General features: G+C 60.1%; 12 protein-coding genes. 6 read left to right on the forward strand and 6 right to left on the reverse strand.

What is annotated here, in order from left to right:
- Positions 1–84 precede the first annotated feature (84 nt).
- The gene (locus H7U32_RS05630) at positions 85–1,650 is read left to right on the forward strand and encodes an amino acid permease (protein ID WP_204468834.1); all 1,566 of its coding nucleotides are present in this window, start codon (positions 85–87) and stop codon (positions 1,648–1,650) included.
- A gap of 96 nt (positions 1,651–1,746) precedes the next feature.
- On the opposite strand, the gene H7U32_RS05635 is transcribed toward H7U32_RS05630, so the two are convergent.
- The 4 genes from H7U32_RS05635 to rfbB form a co-directional block, all read right to left on the reverse strand.
- Positions 1,747–4,206 (reverse strand): sulfatase-like hydrolase/transferase, encoded by a 2,460-nt coding sequence (locus H7U32_RS05635; protein WP_239457549.1) that lies wholly within the window; start codon positions 4,204–4,206, stop codon positions 1,747–1,749.
- Positions 4,207–4,856: 650 nt separating this feature from the next.
- Positions 4,857–5,762, reverse strand: a complete 906-nt coding sequence (gene rfbA, locus H7U32_RS05640) for a glucose-1-phosphate thymidylyltransferase RfbA (RefSeq protein ID WP_204468836.1) — start codon at positions 5,760–5,762, stop codon at positions 4,857–4,859.
- On the reverse strand, positions 5,759–7,180 hold the full coding sequence (locus H7U32_RS05645; RefSeq protein ID WP_204468907.1) for a sugar nucleotide-binding protein: 1,422 nt from the start codon (positions 7,178–7,180) through the stop codon (positions 5,759–5,761). Before H7U32_RS05645 ends, rfbA begins: the two co-directional genes overlap by 4 nt.
- A 24-nt stretch (positions 7,181–7,204) precedes the next feature.
- Complete coding sequence (gene rfbB, locus H7U32_RS05650) at positions 7,205–8,227, reverse strand: dTDP-glucose 4,6-dehydratase (RefSeq protein ID WP_204468838.1); 1,023 nt, start codon at positions 8,225–8,227, stop codon at positions 7,205–7,207.
- Positions 8,228–8,383: 156 nt separating this feature from the next.
- Between rfbB and H7U32_RS05655 the strand changes: the two genes are divergently transcribed.
- The 3 genes from H7U32_RS05655 to H7U32_RS05665 all read left to right on the forward strand — a co-directional run bounded on the left by H7U32_RS05655 (position 8,384) and on the right by H7U32_RS05665 (position 11,769).
- A complete protein-coding gene (locus H7U32_RS05655; protein WP_204468840.1) occupies positions 8,384–9,220 on the forward strand; it encodes an NAD-dependent epimerase/dehydratase family protein in 837 nt (278 codons plus the stop codon).
- A 52-nt stretch (positions 9,221–9,272) separates the two neighbouring features.
- On the forward strand, positions 9,273–10,223 hold the full coding sequence (locus H7U32_RS05660; RefSeq protein ID WP_204468841.1) for a glycosyltransferase family 2 protein: 951 nt from the start codon (positions 9,273–9,275) through the stop codon (positions 10,221–10,223).
- 175 nt (positions 10,224–10,398) lie between these two features.
- A complete protein-coding gene (locus H7U32_RS05665) occupies positions 10,399–11,769 on the forward strand; it encodes a DUF6020 family protein (RefSeq protein WP_204468843.1) in 1,371 nt (456 codons plus the stop codon).
- A gap of 330 nt (positions 11,770–12,099) precedes the next feature.
- On the opposite strand, the gene H7U32_RS05670 is transcribed toward H7U32_RS05665, so the two are convergent.
- Both H7U32_RS05670 and H7U32_RS05675 read right to left on the reverse strand, forming a co-directional pair.
- Positions 12,100–13,173, reverse strand: a complete 1,074-nt coding sequence (locus H7U32_RS05670; protein WP_204468845.1) for an acyltransferase family protein — start codon at positions 13,171–13,173, stop codon at positions 12,100–12,102.
- Positions 13,174–13,200: 27 nt separating this feature from the next.
- A complete protein-coding gene (locus H7U32_RS05675; RefSeq protein ID WP_204468847.1) occupies positions 13,201–15,138 on the reverse strand; it encodes a rhamnan synthesis F family protein in 1,938 nt (645 codons plus the stop codon).
- A gap of 225 nt (positions 15,139–15,363) precedes the next feature.
- On the opposite strand from H7U32_RS05675, the gene H7U32_RS05680 reads away from it, so the two are divergent.
- Both H7U32_RS05680 and H7U32_RS05685 read left to right on the forward strand, forming a co-directional pair.
- Positions 15,364–16,155 carry an ABC transporter permease gene (locus H7U32_RS05680; protein WP_204468909.1) on the forward strand — a complete coding sequence of 264 codons (792 nt, stop codon included), beginning with the start codon at positions 15,364–15,366 and terminating at the stop codon, positions 16,153–16,155.
- Between the two features lies 1 nt (position 16,156).
- Positions 16,157–17,443, forward strand: a complete 1,287-nt coding sequence (locus tag H7U32_RS05685; protein ID WP_440201437.1) for an ABC transporter ATP-binding protein — start codon at positions 16,157–16,159, stop codon at positions 17,441–17,443.
- Positions 17,444–17,474: the final 31 nt, after the last annotated feature.

A 17,474-nucleotide genomic window follows, 5' to 3' on the forward strand; every position in this document is an offset into this window, starting at 1 on the left:
GGCCGCAACCGCCACCCCCGTCCGGGGCGGCGGTCGAGAGAACGACCGAGAGGAACACCGAGAGGAAGGGCGGCACCAGACATCATGAGCGAACGGAACACGCGCGGCGGGGTGGCCGCGGGCAGGGATGGCGCGGGCGGGGCAGCCGGGGCCGCCGGGACGGCTGCGGCTGGCGCGGGCGCGGGCGGGGCAGCATCCGAACACATCGCGGACCACACCACGGCCCCCGTGCCCGGCACGCTGCGCAAATCGCTGAAGAACCGGCACATCCAGCTCATCGCGCTCGGCGGCGCCATCGGCACCGGCCTGTTCTACGGCTCCAGCGAATCCATCTCGCTGGCGGGGCCGGCCATCCTCGTCGCCTACCTGCTCGGCGGCCTCATCATCTTCCTCATCGTGCGCGCGCTGAGCGAGATGTCGGTGGAAGATCCGAAGGCCGGCGCCTTCAGCTACTACGCCACCCGCTACTGGTCGAAGCGGGCCGGATTCGTTTCCGGATGGAACTATTGGTTCAACTACATCCTCGTCTCGATGGTGGAGCTCAGCGTCGTCGGCAGCTTCGTCAACTACTGGTTCCCGGCCATCCCGCAGTGGGTGTCCGCGGCCGTGTTCCTGGTGCTCATCACCGCCGCCAACCTGCTCGGCGTGAGCAAATTCGGCGAGTTCGAATTCTGGTTCGCGGTGATCAAGATCGTGGCCGTGATCGCGATGATCATCGGCGGCCTGGCGGTGATCACATTCGCGCTGCCCACCGACTCCGGCGTCAAGGCGAGCTTCATGAACTGGTTCACCGTGGGTGACGGCTTCCTGCCCAACGGCCTCATGCAGCGGGCCGACGACGGCAGCTGGACCGGCCTGCTCATGGCGCTCGTCGTGGTGATGTTCAGCTTCGGCGGCACCGAACTCATTGGCATCACCGCCGGCGAAACCGAGGACCCGCGGCGCATCATCCCCCGCGCCACCAACGACATCATCTGGCGCATCCTGGTGTTCTACATCGCCGCGCTCGGCGTGATCATGGCTGTGGTGCCGTGGGACCGCATCGACGGCGAGTCCAGCCCCTTCGTGCAGATCTTCGACTCGGTGGGCGTGCACGCGGCCGCCGGCATCCTCAACTTCGTGTGCCTGACGGCCGTGATGAGCGTGTACAACTCCGCCCTGTACTCCAACTCCCGCATGCTGTACTCGCTGGCCAAGCAGGGCAACGCGCCCGCGTACCTGGGCCGGCTCAACAAGCGTGGCGTGCCGGCGGCGGGCGTGCTCACCTCCGCTGCCATCACCGTGATCGCCGTGGTGGTGGTGTTCGTGTGGCCCGAGTTCGCGTTCAACTACCTCATGTCCATCGCCACGATCTCCGCGGTGATCAACTGGACGATCATCATGGTCACCGAGATGCGCTTCCGCAAGGTGGTCGCCTCCGGGCGCGGGCCCGGCGAGCTGGCCGGGCACACCGGCTCGGATGCGCTGGAACGCATCCAGTTCAAGCTGCCGTTCGCGCATGTGACGCCGTATGTGGTGCTTGTGTTCCTCGCGGCGATGGTGGTGCTCATGTGCTTCTCCGCCAGCTACCGTGTGGCCGTGGTCGCCGGCGTGGTGTGGCTCGCGGTGCTGCTGGTGGCGTATCAGCTCACGCAGGTGCGGCGGGCCTGACGGGCGGTTCGGCTGGGTTGGTTTGCGGGGTCGGCGGATGGCTGCCGGGGGCTGCGGGTGGATCCGCGGCGGTGACGCCCGCCACACGCCCCCCGCTTACCGCGGCAGGTCGGTAAATCCGAACTGGGTGAGGTAGTCCTTGCCGACGGTCATGTCGTATTGGACGAGCCGGTAGTCGGCGAGGAGCTGCTTGGCGCGGCTGCTCAGCTGTCGCTCGTTGATAGGGTTGCCATCGGCATCGAGGAGGGTGGCGGTGCCGGTGCCGAATCCACCGGTGTCCGCGACCACTCGACTCATCGCCGGCACTTCGGCATGCAGCTCGGTGAGCAGCGCCAGATAGGGGGAAACCTTCGCGTCCAGATGCTGCGCCGTCTGTGCCATGAAGAAGTTCGACGACGTATAGCCGCCGGCCGAGGCGGCGTCATCCGACCCGTCGCCGGCTGACGGCGCTTCAGCCGTACCTTCCTCACCGCCATTGCCGGCCGCCGTACCATCGGCCGCCGCCGTCGCCGCGTTCGACCAGATGAACCAGTCGGTCTCATGCAAGGCCAGCGTGTTGTTCTCGTCCGCGGCCGCGGTGGCATAGATGCCGGGCAGGTGGTCGCCATAGAAGACGACAGTGACGGGCTTGTCCAGTCCGTTGAGCGCGTTGAGGAAGTCGGCGGTCGCTTGGTCGGTGAGGCGGACGCCCTCCGCGTAGGTCTCGATGGGGATGTGCTCGCCGTCGCCCACCTGGGAATAGTCGACGGTTTTGAACGGATTGTCCGGGTACCAGTCGTCGTAGCCGAGGTGGTTCTGCATCGTCACCAGCTGGATGAACTGCGGGTGGTCGGTCGCGCCGAGCTGGTCCAGCACCTCCTGATAGGCGGCCGAGTCGCTGACATAGGGATTGTTGCCCGCGTGGTCCTGATGAGTCACCGCAGGCGTGCTGTCCAGCGTGTGGAAGGACTTGAACCCGAACTTCTTGTAGTCCACGTCGCGCAGATACATGTTCTTGTAGTACGGGTGGAAGGCCGCGGAACCGTCTTTGCCGTGGGCTTGCTCCCACATCTGGTTGAACGCGAACGGAGTCTTCTGATGCGGCACCAGCTGCTGGTAAGGCGTCTGCAGCGAGGTGTCGAAGTTCGCCAGCGCCAGGCCGGTGAGGGTCTGGTATTCGACGTTCGCGGTGCCGCCGCCATAGCCGGAGGAGAGCATGATCCCGGAGGTGGTGCCCTCCTTGATGGCACGGACGTTGGGCATCGGGTCGAGACCGAAGGCGATGCCGGGCACGCGCGTCGGATCGGAGAACGATTCCGAGAGGACCATGATGACGGTGCTGTCGGTGAGATTGGCGGCGCGGGTCACATTGATGTCGTTGGCGGCTTTGCGGTAGCGCTTCGCCAGCTCCTCCATCGTCTCCTTGCTGTAGTCCGCGGGCTTGGCCATCGTTTTGGCGTGTGCAAGGCGCATGAACCCGGCCGCGGTGCCGTTGGCCTGCGCGTCCTCCAGGGAGTTCCAGTACCGCGGGGAATCGCCGAGATTGAGCGCCATCGTACGCGCCCACGTGCCGTTGGTGTTGAAGGTCCACGCCATGCTGGTCACGAAACCCACGGTGAGCGCCATCGCGGCCAGCCTGGTCGCGATGAGCGCCGCCGACCGCCACGGTGCCCTCCGGATGGTCCGGGGACGCCAGCGCACCGGGATGAGCCCGTTGCGACGGTCAAGGAACTGCAGCACGACGCAGATGCCCGCGAACCAGAGTATGCCGGTGACGGCCGTGCCTACCAGCGCCAGGTCGTCGTCGGAAAGGAAGGAGAGCAGACTGTCCGTGTTGCCGCTGGCCACGAAGCTCAGGTCGGAGGGCAGCACCGGCTCGTTGCGGAGGGCGACTTTGCAATGGTCGGCCACGGCCAATGCCGTGGCCGCCGAGCCGACGACGGCCGTGGCGATCCAGAACCGGTTGATCACGAACACGGCCGCCAGATAGATGGCCGCGACGATGAAGAGGTTGAGCAACGCCTGGGCGCCCAGCCCCAGCCAGGCCCTGGAGACGAATGCCGAGACCTGCCCGACGATGCTCTGGTTGGCCCGCGTCGTAGTGTCGACCTGCTGGTCCGGCGCGTACACCGGCGCCTGATACACGCCCGCCTGCAGGAACAGCATGGCGGTGACGCTGATGACGACGAACACCAGCACGTACAGCGCGACGGAGAACCTCGGACGCCGCTGCCACAGCCAGCGCACGGGTGGTGCCACCACGCCGAGCACGCGCTGGGCGACGCCCAGGACCCCGTTGCCGGGTAGTGACGGAGTCCCCGCGCGGCGGAGCGGAGCCTCGTCTGCGGTGGCGTCGGTCATGGCGGCGCGGGTGGCGCTGGTTTCGCCGGCGTCATTGGCGTTGCCGGTCGGTTGAGAAGGGGCGGCGGTGCGGGATGGCCGGTCTGCTCGTGTTGCCTGCGGCGCGCTCGCAGAGGGATTGGCTGCCGCTGATTGCCCGGTCGGCGTCTGGCTGCGGGCGGACACGTTGAGTTTCAGCCCGGCCGACGTGAGGTAGTCCTGATAATCGTTGTGCATCACACACCCTGCCTATGCGATGGGATTGTTGTTGCTATGGCAAGTCGTCCAGTGTAATCAGACGGTCCGAGGAGGGTGGCGCCGAGCGCTTGCCGCTAAGTTCGATTGCCGGGCATCCGCTGAGTGGATCGTCTGCGCAGCTGCCGACACGGTTGCGCTCACGTATCACTTGCATGATGCCAGTGGCGCTGTGCGAAGACGTCGTTTCTGCTAGCGGCAAAGGTCACCGGACGGCGTTGGCGTTTGTGTGCCGCGGACGGTGCGAATCAAATGAAGTGCTGGAGTTAAGACTCCAGCAATGACCGGCGTGAGCGTGGTGTGCGTGGCTGTGAACGATCCTCAATGAAGTGCTGGAGCTAAGACTCCAGCATACACTCGAGTCCAGCAAGCCCCGCTACAACAAGAAGGGAGGTGACCATGGAAATCAGCATTATCGTGATTTGTTTGACGATTCTTGCTTTGGCCCGGCAACCTCTATGCTTGGGTTGTTTATCAACTGACTTGCTAATAAACGCCCTATCCCCCTCTTCATTGAGGCGAGTTTAAGAGTCTGAACAAGGACTCTGCATGCTATCCGTTCCGAGCCAAGTCGGACTTCCTTGGACGTTGATGCATTTCCATAGCATATGGAAATGCATCAACGTCTTACATCACATTTGCTGCGGATCATCGCTTGGATGGCTTATGATTTTGTCGTCGGCCACATCCTTGAGATGTTTGCCATATGGGCTCTTGCCGTACTTGCGTGCTGCTTCAAGCAGTTCCTCGCGGTCAATCCAGCCGTTTTCGTAGGCGATTTCCTCGGCCACCGCAATGGGCAGTCCTTGGGCCTTTTGCACGGTACGCACGAACTCACCCGCCTCGTACAGGGAATCCATGGTGCCTGTGTCCAGCCAGGCATAGCCTCGGCCGAGCGTCTGTACGTTGAGGCTGCCATCCTCCAGATACATGCGGTTGAGATCGGTGATTTCCAGCTCGCCGCGGGCCGAAGGCCGGACTCGCTTGGCGAATTCGGTGACACGGGAATCATAGAAGTAGAGACCTGTCACCGCATAGTTGCTGGCTGGATGCTTGGGCTTCTCTACGATGGAGATGGCCTTGTGGCTCTTATCGAATTCAACCACGCCATAGCGTTCCGGGTCGTCCACGTAGTAGCCGAAGACTGTGGCGCCGTGTTCCACAGATGCAGCACGACGCAGGATTTTGCCCAGACCGTTGCCGTAGAAGATGTTGTCACCCAGCACCAGAGCGCACGGCTCGCCGCCGATGAACTCCTCGCCCAGTAGGAATGCCTGCGCCAGGCCATCGGGGGAGGGCTGCACCTTGTACGAGAACCGCACCCCGTACTGCGAGCCATCGCCTAGGAGCCGCTCGAAGTTCGGCAGGTCCTTCGGTGTGGAGATGACTAGGATGTCGCGGATGCCCGCCATCATCAGCACGCTCAGCGGGTAGTAAATCATCGGTTTGTCATACACCGGCAGCAGCTGCTTGGACGTGACTGTGGTCAGTGGGTAAAGACGTGTGCCGGAACCACCGGCGAGAATGATGCCCTTCATCGTCCGATCTCCTTGGACAGGTAATCCTTAAGTGAATCCTCCCAGTCGCGGGGCTGATAGCCAGTCGCCTCGATTTTGGATAGGTTGAGGGAACAGTTGCGGGGGCGTAGCGCAGCGTGATTGTTGCGCGCGTATTCCTCGACAGAGTTGGCGACGACGGTATCCGGATCGGCGCCGGCCGCCTGGAAGATTTCCCTGGCGATGTCATGCCAGCTGACGACGCGACCAGAACCAGTCATGTTGTAGGTGCCGTAGGGGGCGCGGGAATCCAACAGGTGGAAGATGGCCCCTGCCATGTCATCGGCGAAGGTGAGACGGCCGAACTGGTCGCTAGGGGCTTCCGCATGACCGCCATCCTTGGCTAGGGTGAGCATGCGGGTGACGAAGTTGTGGCCTTCGCCGATGACCCAACTGGAGCGTAGGAGATAATGGTTGGGAACGTTGTTGACGAGCGCGTCGCCGGCAGCCTTGGTCTGGCCATATACGCTGATGGGGGCGAAGCTCTCATCCTCCTGATGCATTGGGAGGATGCCGTCGAACACGTAGTCGGAGCTGACATGCACAAGCGTGATGTGGTGTGCGGTGGCAACCTGGGCAAGCCGCCGCACACCCTCAACATTCACACGCCAGGCTTCCTTGCGGCCCTCAGGGGTCTCGGCCTTGTCCACCGCGGTGTAGGCGCCGGCGTTGATGATCGTGCCATACAGATCCCAGTCGATGCCCTCATAGGCGACTGGGTCTGCAATATCGAAGGTGTCGTTGTCATGAAATTCGAAGCCAGTCAGCCCATGTGACTCGGCATAGGCGCGCACTGCGCGGCCAAGCTTGCCGTTGCAACCGGTGACCAAGGTACGCTTGGGCGCCATTGGCTTGGCGTCCTTGAGCATCGGATGATGCAGGTCGGCCTCGCTCCGCTCGGATTCCTCCAGCGGAATCGGCCACTGGATGTTAAGCTCCGGATCCGCCAGATTGACGAAGGTGTAGGTCTTCTTCTGCTCGAGACTCCAGTGCGCGTTCACCAGATACGTATAGGCGGTGCCGTCCTCGAGGGCCTGGAAGCTGTTGCCCACGCCACGCGGCACATAGATCGCACGCGAAGGATCGAGCCGGGTCGTGTACACCTGGCCGAAGCTTTCGCCTGGGCGCAGGTCCACCCACGCGCCGAAGATCTCGCCGGTGGCCACGGAGATGTACTTGTCCCACGGCTCGGCGTGGATGCCACGGGTCACGCCGCGCTTGGCGTTGAAGGAGATGTTGTTCTGCACCGGGCCAAAGTCAGGCAGCCCCAGCGCGGTCATCTTCGCGCGCTGCCAGTTCTCCTTGAACCAACCGCGGTTGTCGCCGTGCACCGGCAGATCGAACACCAGCAGACCGGGGATGTTGGTCTCGGTGACCTTAAGTTCTTTCTCGAATTCCATGACGTTGCTCACTGGTCCTTCAGCTCACTGGCCCTGCTTGGCGTACTTGGCCTCGGTGGCGGCCTTGGCCGGCTCCCACCAGGCGCGATTGGCGGTGTACCATTCGATGGTCTGTTTCAGCCCGGAAGTGAAGTCGGTGTGCTTCGGCTTCCAGCCGAGTTCGGTCTGCAGCTTGGTGGAGTCGATCGCATAACGCCGGTCATGGCCCGGGCGGTCCTTGACCCAGTCGAACGCATCCTCGGGCTGGCCCATCATGTCGAGGATCATGCGCAGCACGGTGATGTTGTTCTTCTCGCCGTTGGCGCCGATGAGATAGGTCTCGCCGATGCGGCCTTTGGTCAGGATGGTCCACACGCCGGAGGAGTGATCCTCGGTATGGATCCAGTCGCGCACGTTCTCGCCCTTGCCGTACAGCTTGGGACGGATGCCCTCGAGGATATTGGTGATCTGGCGGGGGATGAACTTCTCGACGTGCTGGTACGGGCCGTAGTTGTTCGAGCAGTTGGAGATGGTCGTCCTCAGGCCGTAGGTGCGGTGCCAGGCGCGCACGAGCATGTCGGACGAGGCCTTTGTGGACGAGTACGGGGAGGACGGGTGATACGGGGTCTCCTCGGTGAACTTGGCCGGGTCGTCGAGGGCCAGGTCGCCGTACACCTCGTCGGTGGAGATGTGGTGGAAGCGCACATCGTACTTGCGGGCGGCCTCGAGCAGACGGAACGTGCCTTCCACATTCGTCTTGACGAACGGCGCCGGGTCTGCGATCGAGTTGTCATTATGGGACTCGGCCGCGTAATGCACAATCGCGTCATGGCCCGGCACGATGCGATCGAGCAGCTCGGCGTCGCAGATGTTGCCGTGCACGAATTCGACGCGGTCCTCCGGCAGACCGGCGATGTTCTCGATGTTGCCGGCATAGGTGAGCGCATCCAGGACCGTGACGTGGGTCTCCGGGTGGTTGTTCACCACGTAATGCACGAAGTTGGACCCGATGAACCCGCAGCCGCCGGTCACGATGATGTTCTTGGGCGCAAAAATCTCTTCAGCCATGAGGCCTAGTCTAGCCAGCGGGGCGGAACGTCGAGGAGCCGGTAACGTTCTGACAGCCCCATATCGGAAAGGTGGCACCGCCAACAAGCGAGGAAAAGAGGAGAAAAGAAACCGCGGCCGTCATTGCAGGAAGGCGCCCTGCTAGACTCGGAAGCCATGAGCAAGAGAATCCTCGTGACTGGCGCCGGCGGCTACATCGGGCGCCATGTGGTGAAGGCCCTGCTGGATGCGGGGCAGGAAGTCGTTGCTTCGGACCTGCGCGTCGACGATGTCGATAATCGCGCTACGAAGCTTGAGGCCAATATTTTCGAGGCCGATGAACATGTGTTCGAGAAGCTTGGAGAACCGGATGTATGCCTGCATATGGCATGGCGTGATGGTTTCAAGCATAACTCCGACAACCATATGGGCGACTTGTCCTCCCATTACCGCTTCATCAAGGACATGCTCGACGGCGGCCTCAAGCAGATTGCCGTAATGGGTACCATGCACGAGGTCGGATACTGGGAAGGCGCCATCGATGAGAATACGCCCTGCCGTCCCGCTTCCATGTACGGCATCGCCAAGAACGCGCTGCGCGAGGCGACTCTCATGCTTGCGCAGGAACATGATGCCATTGCCCAGTGGATTCGCGCCTACTACATTGTTGGCGACGATGCCCACGGCAGCTCCATCTTCTCCAAGCTGCTCGCCGCAGCCAAGGAGGGTAAGCCCACTTTCCCGTTCACTACAGGAAAAAATAAGTACGATTTCATCGACGTGGACGAGCTTGCCCGCCAGATTGCCGCCGTGGTCTCCCAAGACCAAGTCAACGGCGTTATCAATTGCTGCACTGGCGAGCCGATCTCCCTGGCCGACCGTGTCGAGCGGTATATCAAGGACAATGGCCTGGACATCAAGCTCGACTACGGCGCCTTCCCCGACCGTCCCTACGACTCTCCAGGTGTGTGGGGCGACGCCACCAAGATCAAGCAGATCATGGCTGCGCGCTGAGCGCCGGTATCGTGCCGTCAGACAACACACGTTATAGGAGTGTTCGAGATTCATGCACATTGAAACCAGCGACCCCTCAGTCGCCGTTCTTATCCCTTGCTACAACGAGGAGATTACCATTGGCAAGGTGGTGACGGATTTCCGTCATGTGCTACCCGATGCCACGATATATGTGTATGACAACAACTCCACCGATGCCACCGCTCGCATCGCGGCGGCTGCCGGCGCTGTCGTGCGCAAAGAGCCCAGACAAGGCAAAGGTAATGTAATCCGCGCAATGTTCGAAGACATTGATGCCGATGTGTACGTTATGGTCGATGGCGACGACACCTACCCAGCTGAAGCTGCGCCTGACATGGTGGAAAAGGTGCTTGAAGGTTATGACATGGTGATTGGCGACAGGCTTAGTTCCACGTACTTCGCCGAAAATAAGCGGCCGTTCCACAATGTTGGCAATCGTGTGGTTCGAGGCGCGATCAATATCCTCTTTGACGCTCACGTCACTGACATCATGACCGGTTATCGCGCTTTCTCCTTCACTTTCGTCAAGACCTATCCGGTGCTGTCCAAAGGCTTCGAGGTGGAGACGGAAATGACCATCCATAGCCTGAACAACAACCTGCGTCTCTACGAGCTGCCAGTGCAGTATCGCGACCGTCCGGAGGGATCGGTTAGCAAACTTAATACAGTTGGCGATGGCATCCGGGTGTTGTCTACGATTTTCCGCCTTATCCGCGAGTACAAGCCACTGCCGTTCTTCGGCTGGATTGGCGTGGTTATTGGTGTGATTGGATTCGTGCTGGCGTTGTCTGTGACCATTGATTTCTGGCACACCGGTATGGTGCAGCGATTCCCGACACTCATAGGGGCGGTGCTTCTGCTGCTGGTCGGGTTGCTGAGCATTGTGGCGGGAATCGTGTTGGACACCCTTGCCAAGAATTCCCGGAGCCGTTTCATTCTGGACTCCAATATGTCCGCTTACGTCTATCGGCACAATCGTTGAGCATAGGTAGGAAGATGTCTGCATGGAGGAACCTGTGAACAGGCAGATAGCAGCGATACCCAGCACAGCGAAACGAAGCGCGAGGGGAAACCAAAAGGACAGGGATTCCCGGACCTTCGTACTGTGGGTGAGGGTGTTGATTCTCGCGGTCCCGTCCCTCGTTATGTGGGGTATCATGTTCCCGGGATTCCTGCAGGCCGATCATCAGAACACCATCTCGGGCATCGCGATGGGGAACCTCTCGGAGTGGCATTCCCTCCTGTGGGGGTTTCTCTCCTATCCGTTGATATATTTATCTCCCTCTTTCGGCTTATATGGACTGCTGCAAATCGGGATTTTCGTTGCTGCGGCTGCATATTCCATCACCCGTCTCTCGACTTTGGAACTCATCACGAGACGTACGGCAACCGTGCTCACCTGGGTGTTCGCGCTGTGCCCGACGTTCCTCCTGTATAACCTTCTGTACAGCTCGGATGTTGTTTTCGCTGTTCTGTTGCTGCCGCTCACCGTGCAACTCATGGAAGTGGCACATTCCAAGGGAGCATGCCTGCAGCGTGTTTCTTTTCTCGTGGGTTTCGGATTGCTGCTATATGCGGAGTACGAGCTGCGCAAGAACGCGATGCTCATCGTCATTGTGGTGCTGATAGTGCTGTTCGTCGTTTACAAAATGGCGCGTAAACGTTTGATTGTACTTGCGGCGGCTTGCCTGGCAGCTGTCATGGGCACTGGTTTTGTATTCTCGAACGTTCTTCATGCCGAGCCCTCCCCGTCTCAAGAACTTCTTTCGGTGCCGGTGCAGCAGATTGCGCGGGCTTATCAAGATGGCGGCACAATTCCTGAGGACGCAAATCGCTATCTCACCCGCATCCATTCCCGTGAGTACTGGACGACCCAATACCTGCCGTACAATGCCGATCCGGTGAAATTCCAATTCGATGAGACCAAGGAACCTGTGGAGCTCACTCCTGAGTTCGTCAAGGCATGGGTCCAGATTGGACTCAAGAACCCGGGCTCCTATGTGCGAGCCTACCTTGATTTGATGAATCCTTATTGGCAGTTGGTCGCGAATCCATCCACGGAATACATCGACACGGATTTCATGGACCATGATAACTACACGCGCGCTGCGTGCGGCAATGATGGGTGCAGAGCCGGATATGTGGCGCAGTTCCAGAGCAACTATTCTCCAGCGCGACGAATCGCCTCAACTGCTTTCAATACCGTCAATGGGCTAGGTGTGCCTCTGGTCACGGATGTGACTGATCTGGTGTTATTCAATCGTGCTCTGCCATTGTGGATGTATGCAATCGGCTGGATTGTGGCAGTGCACCGGAGGCAGGTCAGAGCCTATGCCATCTTTTCTCTGCCGATGCTGTGTATCTTGGCATCGTTGCTGGCCTTCTCCCCGGTTGCTTCATTCCGCTATTCGCTTCAGATGTATTATGTACTTCCGGTGTTACTGGCTTGGATGATGAACCATAAGGCCACAGAAGTCAAGGATGATGGAGTAGCGACGCTTGGGGAGACCGGCGATACGTCCGCATGACGGTGTCATTGTTATCGAGTTCTTAATGGTTGATGCGAGGACGTTCCTATGGAAAGAATGTCCTCGCAAATCTGGCGAGCTGGCGTGACGAACTGCTAGAAGGAGTCCTGCCACTTGGCAGCGGTGCCGGCAGTCTGCTTGACGAACGTCGCAGTGCGCTCAGCTCCCCGCGGCGCAGAGGAGCGCGTTCACGATGACACGGCTAAGGATGTTGTCCTGATGACGACCTGCGGCCGCGATGCACTGTGTGGGGAATCCGACGAACATCTGGCCGAAGCGAATCTCGCCAGCTCGATCATTGACCGGCTTGGTGCGCCGTGCGCACCCTCATTAGGCTTTCGCAATCATGGAACGCACGTAGGTGATGGTCGTACGCTCGAGACGGTAGAGGGCGATGGACAGAGCCATGATAATGATGAAATCCACAGCGAAGAGCAGATAGGCTCCAGTCGTCGACAGGCTAGCCGGGTTCACCACGGTGAAGATTTGCATGATGAGCACATGGTGCACCAGGAAAATCGGGTAGGAGTACTTCGCTACGGTCTTGACCGGCACGCGCACGGCGCGCACGTCCAGCCAGTGGGCGGCCCACACGAGCACCAGGAAAGCGGCGATACCCACGAAGGTCACCCCCAGCAAACCGGTGAGTAGTGGATGAATCTCCTGCGCCGCCAGGAACACGATCGCGACGATGGCTGCCATCCATGGCACCCGCTTGATGTAGCGGATAAAGAACATGCCGAAGACCAGTTCAGGAAGCCGGGTGGTGAGTAACAGATCGATAGGCAGTCCGAAGACTCTCGGCTGGAAGATCAGCGTGAGCACGTAGAGCGCGGCGACGATGACGGCCGTGATCCATGGATGGTTGCGCACTCCATACCGCAATAGCGGGAACACCACGTAGAACAGCAGGATGAAACCAAGGAACCATTCGCCAAGCGTGTAGAAGGTCGGCAGCGCGGTGTTGGCCACAAGGCCATCGACACCCAGCATGGAGAACACGATGGTCCACGGCTGTGCCTGGGAGAGCACGTGACCGCCTGCGCGCAGGAACAGCCACGCGTTCGCGATGATGAAGGCGAGCCAGAACATCGGATAGATGCCCAGGAACCGGCGGTGGTAGAAGCGCTTGAGGTCAAGCTTTGGCTCATCGCCGTACGTGTACATCAGCGCCGCACCCGAGATGATGAGAAACAGCGAAACACCAAGGCTGCCGATGTAGATGCCGAAAGGCTGGTTCGCGAAAATCGGACGGTTCGACAGATATGGATTGTTGAAATGCGTGATGACGATGAGGATGGCCGCCAATGCGCGCACCAGATCCAGATAGAACAGGCGTGGCTTCTTCTCCCGCTGCCCTGTGGCGGTGCCGGCTGCGGGGGCGGGCTGCTGCTGGTCAGTCATGGCACGGTTTTCCTTTCGCCATCGCGCTTACGCGCGGGTTTTGTCGAGGTGGCCCGCGCCGCCGTACACGGCGTCATAGTCATGTGGATGCTTGATATGGCGGTAGACGCTCATCGCTTTGGCTCCCAGATGATAGAAGAAGGGCTTGGAGACAAGGTGGAGCTTGAACCAGAACAGCAACGCGGCACGAAGACCAAAGCCTTTGTGCACGGCGTCGCAGGTCTCGTTAATCGTGGCGCGCAGGTACGGAGCCGTGGAGGCGGCCAGCGTTTGCGTGTCATAGGAGAGGTTGGTGATCTCGATGCGGGCGAAGCGATCGGAGAACACATATCCGGAGTAATAGCCGTTGGCTTGTGGCACGTAGCCGTAAGCGCGCTCGATGAAGTGCAGCATTGAGCCATCGATTTTGTTCGGCTCGGGCGGGAAGTCCTCATACCTCCACTCTCGCTCGAAGAACTGCTTGAATGCAGCCGGGCGGAACCAGAACATCGTACCCATTGGCGCCACCGGCTCCTTGTTTGGGTCGAGCGGCACATGGATGCCGAGCTCCTCGAGGAATTCCTTGGTGCCTGTGTAATTCGGACCCCACTTGCTGCCGAAGTTGCCGAAGTAGTCGGCGTGATTCGGCGCCGTGGGCGCCAGCAGGCCCGCATGCGGGTCCCGCTCGAAGTGATCGATGATGTTCGAGACGAGCTCCTTGCTACCGAGGATGTTCTCGAAGCACTTGTAGGCAAAGCCGTCGCCGATGCTGTAGGGGGAGAGCTGGGTGACTTTCTTGTCGTGAGCGAAGCATACGTAGTCGTATTTGAGGCAGTCCCTGCCCGCACCGACGAGCAAGGCAGAGACATCGCGGCCGCGGTTCTGGATGACGCGCACGTCCACGTTGTACGGCATGCCCTTGCAACGCTTGCGCACAAGCTCGGCGTTTTCCTCGGAACCGACGGTGAGGATGAAGTCGCAGCCCTCCGGCATGGAGGAAGCATAAGCGAGGGTTTTGTCGAGCAGGTCCATGTAATAGAGGTGCATGACGAGCGCGACACGACGGCCTTCGGGAATGGGCGTGCCGACGCGGCTCGGCAGCACAAAGTCGAGGTGGAGGTTTTTGACCAGGTCGGCCATGTTCATCGTGCGCAGCGCATTCTGCCAGATGAGGTCGGTGTCGTAGTCGGTGTGGTCGTGCAGGTACTCGTACAGGTCGAGCGCGGCGTTGCCCACGGACTGATCGAGTGTATCCGCGTAGTCGTGGAAGAAAGAACGGCGCTTGAAGATTGGGCAGCGCTTTTCCGCTACGAGCTGCTTGGCGGCGAAGGTAATCGGTCCGTAGGTGAAGCCCTCGAGATCGCTCGTATCCACGTAGACGTCCCACGCAAAGCCCTGGTCGGCGAAGCGCTTGGTGAACAGGGATTCGTGCAGACCTACGGAGTCGTAGTAGCTCTCAATCGGCGGCATGTTGTCCCAGTAGTCCTGGAAGGCCTTGCTTGTCACCAAGCTGCGGCGGTAGGCGTGGAAGTGGGATTGAATGTGCTCGGGCAGGTAGCCATAGGGGCTGCGGTTGAAGGGGTCGCGCGGCACCTTGTGGAACTTGGTGATGCCCCAGAAGTCGAGGTCGCGTCTGTTCATCGTCTCGAACATTTCGGAGAAGGGGTACACGGGGCCCATGATTGTGGCGTTGAAGAGCACCACCTCGTCGAACGCCGCGAGCCTATCCCAGCCATAGGAATCGAGCGCGGTCTTGTACGCCCACACGTCAAAGCCTTTGTTCTCTCGGACGATGAGGTTGGAGGTATAGCGCGAGAGCTTCTCGCCGCCTGCGTCGTTTAGCTTGCCATTGCACACGATTGTCATCTCGGAGAAGTGGGGTCGAAACCCGTCGAGCAGGGTGGTGACGTAGTCGTCCACCACGCCCTGCGCATCGTAGAAGAAGAAGATGCCGAGGCGGTTGACGGGGGAGCCGGTGAGCAGCATGGGCTGATTTCCTTATCTGATTACCGATATGCGGACGGTGCGGATGCGATGGCATCGAAGCGAATGCCCAAAGTATAGCGCGGCGCCCGGAAGCCGAATGCGCCGAAGCTGTGTGAACATGAAGTGGGAACCGACGCGGACCGGACATGCGTGCCCCTGTCTTGCTAGGATGATGCCCTTGTGAAGAGCATCATTCGACGTATAGGGGAGCGCTACCGGTATTCCATGGTGGTGTTCAAGGAACTGGTGAAGACCGATTTCCGTCTTCGCTATCAGGGATCGTTCCTAGGCATGGCATGGTCAGTGCTCAAGCCGCTGATGCTGTTCGCCGTCATGTACGTGGTATTCGTCCGCTTCCTTAAGTTCTCGGACGGCACTCCCACCTTTCCCATCTCGCTGTTGTGCGGCACCTGCCTGTGGTCCTTCTTCACCGAGGCGACGAGCATGGGCATGCGCGCCATCGTCGACCGCGGCGACCTGCTGCGCAAGGTGCATTTTCCCAATTACATCATCGTGGCCTCCACCACGATGGGGTCGATGATCTCGCTGGGCATCAACCTGCTGGTGGTCATCGTCTTCGGTTTCTTCGCCCATGCGCACTACACGTGGCGCGTGCTGCTGGTACCGTTCAGCATCCTTCAGCTTTACCTACTTGCGCTGGGCGTGACACTGCTGTTGGGCACCTTGTACGTCTACTTCCGTGATGTGGCACACATCTGGGATGTCGTCACACAGGCCATGTTCTACGCCACGCCGATCATCTATCCGATTTCAATGATCGCCCAGCGTGCTCCCGACTTTGCTTGGGCGTCGAAGATCCTCATGCTCAACCCGAGCACGCAGGTCATCATGGATATCCGGCACAACCTGCTGTCGCCGGAGTACATCCCCACGGTGTGGTCTTTCGTGGGAAACCCCTTGCTGTGCCTGATTCCTTATGCGCTGTCCGCTGTCATCTTGGTGCTTGGCATCGTGGTGTTTCGTAAGTACAGTGCCAAATTCGCCGAGGTGCTTTGAGATGGAGGTGGAAGCCGCAATGGAAGCGAAGGACATGGAAGTGCAGCGGGACTCGAGCCCTGTGGTGCTCAGGGTCGACCATGTGGCTAAGTCGTTCCGTTTGCCTACTGAGCAGGCCACGGGCCTCAAGATGGCTTTCCTCAACTGGACGAAGGGCATCAAAGGCTACACTGAGCAACGGGTGCTTCGCGACATCAGCTTCGAAGTGCGCCAGGGGGATTTCTTCGGCGTGGTGGGGCGTAACGGTTCCGGCAAGTCTACGCTGCTCAAGATCATCTCCCAGATTTACGTGCCTGAGGAAGGCACGGTAGAGGTGAAGGGCAAGCTCGTGCCCTTCATTGAGCTCGGCGTCGGCTTCAACCCGGAACTCACCGGTCGCGAGAACGTGTACCTCAACGGCGCGTTGCTCGGCTTCAGCCGCTCCGAGATCGACGCGATGTACGATGACATCGTCGAATTCGCCGAGCTTGACGCCTTCATGGACCAGAAGCTCAAGAACTACTCTTCCGGCATGCAGGTGCGCCTCGCCTTTTCCGTGGCCATCAAGGCCCAGGGTGACATCCTCGTCCTCGATGAGGTGCTTGCCGTGGGCGATGAGGCCTTCCAACAGAAGTGCGATGCGTTTTTCAAACAGGTCAAGGAGGATCCTACCAAGACCGTCATCTTGGTCACGCACAGTATGGGCGCCATGAAGCAGTACTGTAACAAGGCAATCCTTATCAAGGACGGCGAAATCGTGGCGTCGGGGGATCCAAAGACGGTCGCGGACCAATACAGTCTGGAGAACGCGCAGAGCAGCAATTACTTCCGCACGAAGGATCAGGGCGAATTCGCGCGTCCTCTGGGACTGAACGCCCGTGTACCCAAGCTCAAGGTCACGCATGAAGGCGACAAGTTCGTCGACGGCAGCCAGCCTTTCGAATTCTCCGTCGAGTATGAGTTCACGGAGGACAAGCCGGCCTACCTCGGCCTTATTCTTCAAGACGTCAGGCGAGGGGCCCAGGTATATGATGTCGACTCTCAGACTGAGTCCAAGGGGATCCGCGTCGCAGGCGGCCATCATGTCATGCGATTCTCCGTGCCGTTGGACTTGGTTAACAACGGGGAGTACCGTATCTTCGCGACCATGAGGGAAGGGCAGACGGATGATGCCGCAGTCCCCCGGTCCATCGCCTTCACTAATGACGACAACTGCTGTTACTTTGCAGTCAGGAGCAAAGACGGTGCGGAAAACGGCGTGCTGAACGTTAAGGCCATGCATATTGATGTGCTTGGATTGCAAGACTGAGCCTACGTCCGGGAACGACGGAGTCCGACTG

The sequence above is a fragment of the Bifidobacterium pullorum subsp. saeculare genome, from assembly GCF_016899725.1.
GTDB lineage: Bacteria > Actinomycetota > Actinomycetes > Actinomycetales > Bifidobacteriaceae > Bifidobacterium > Bifidobacterium pullorum_C.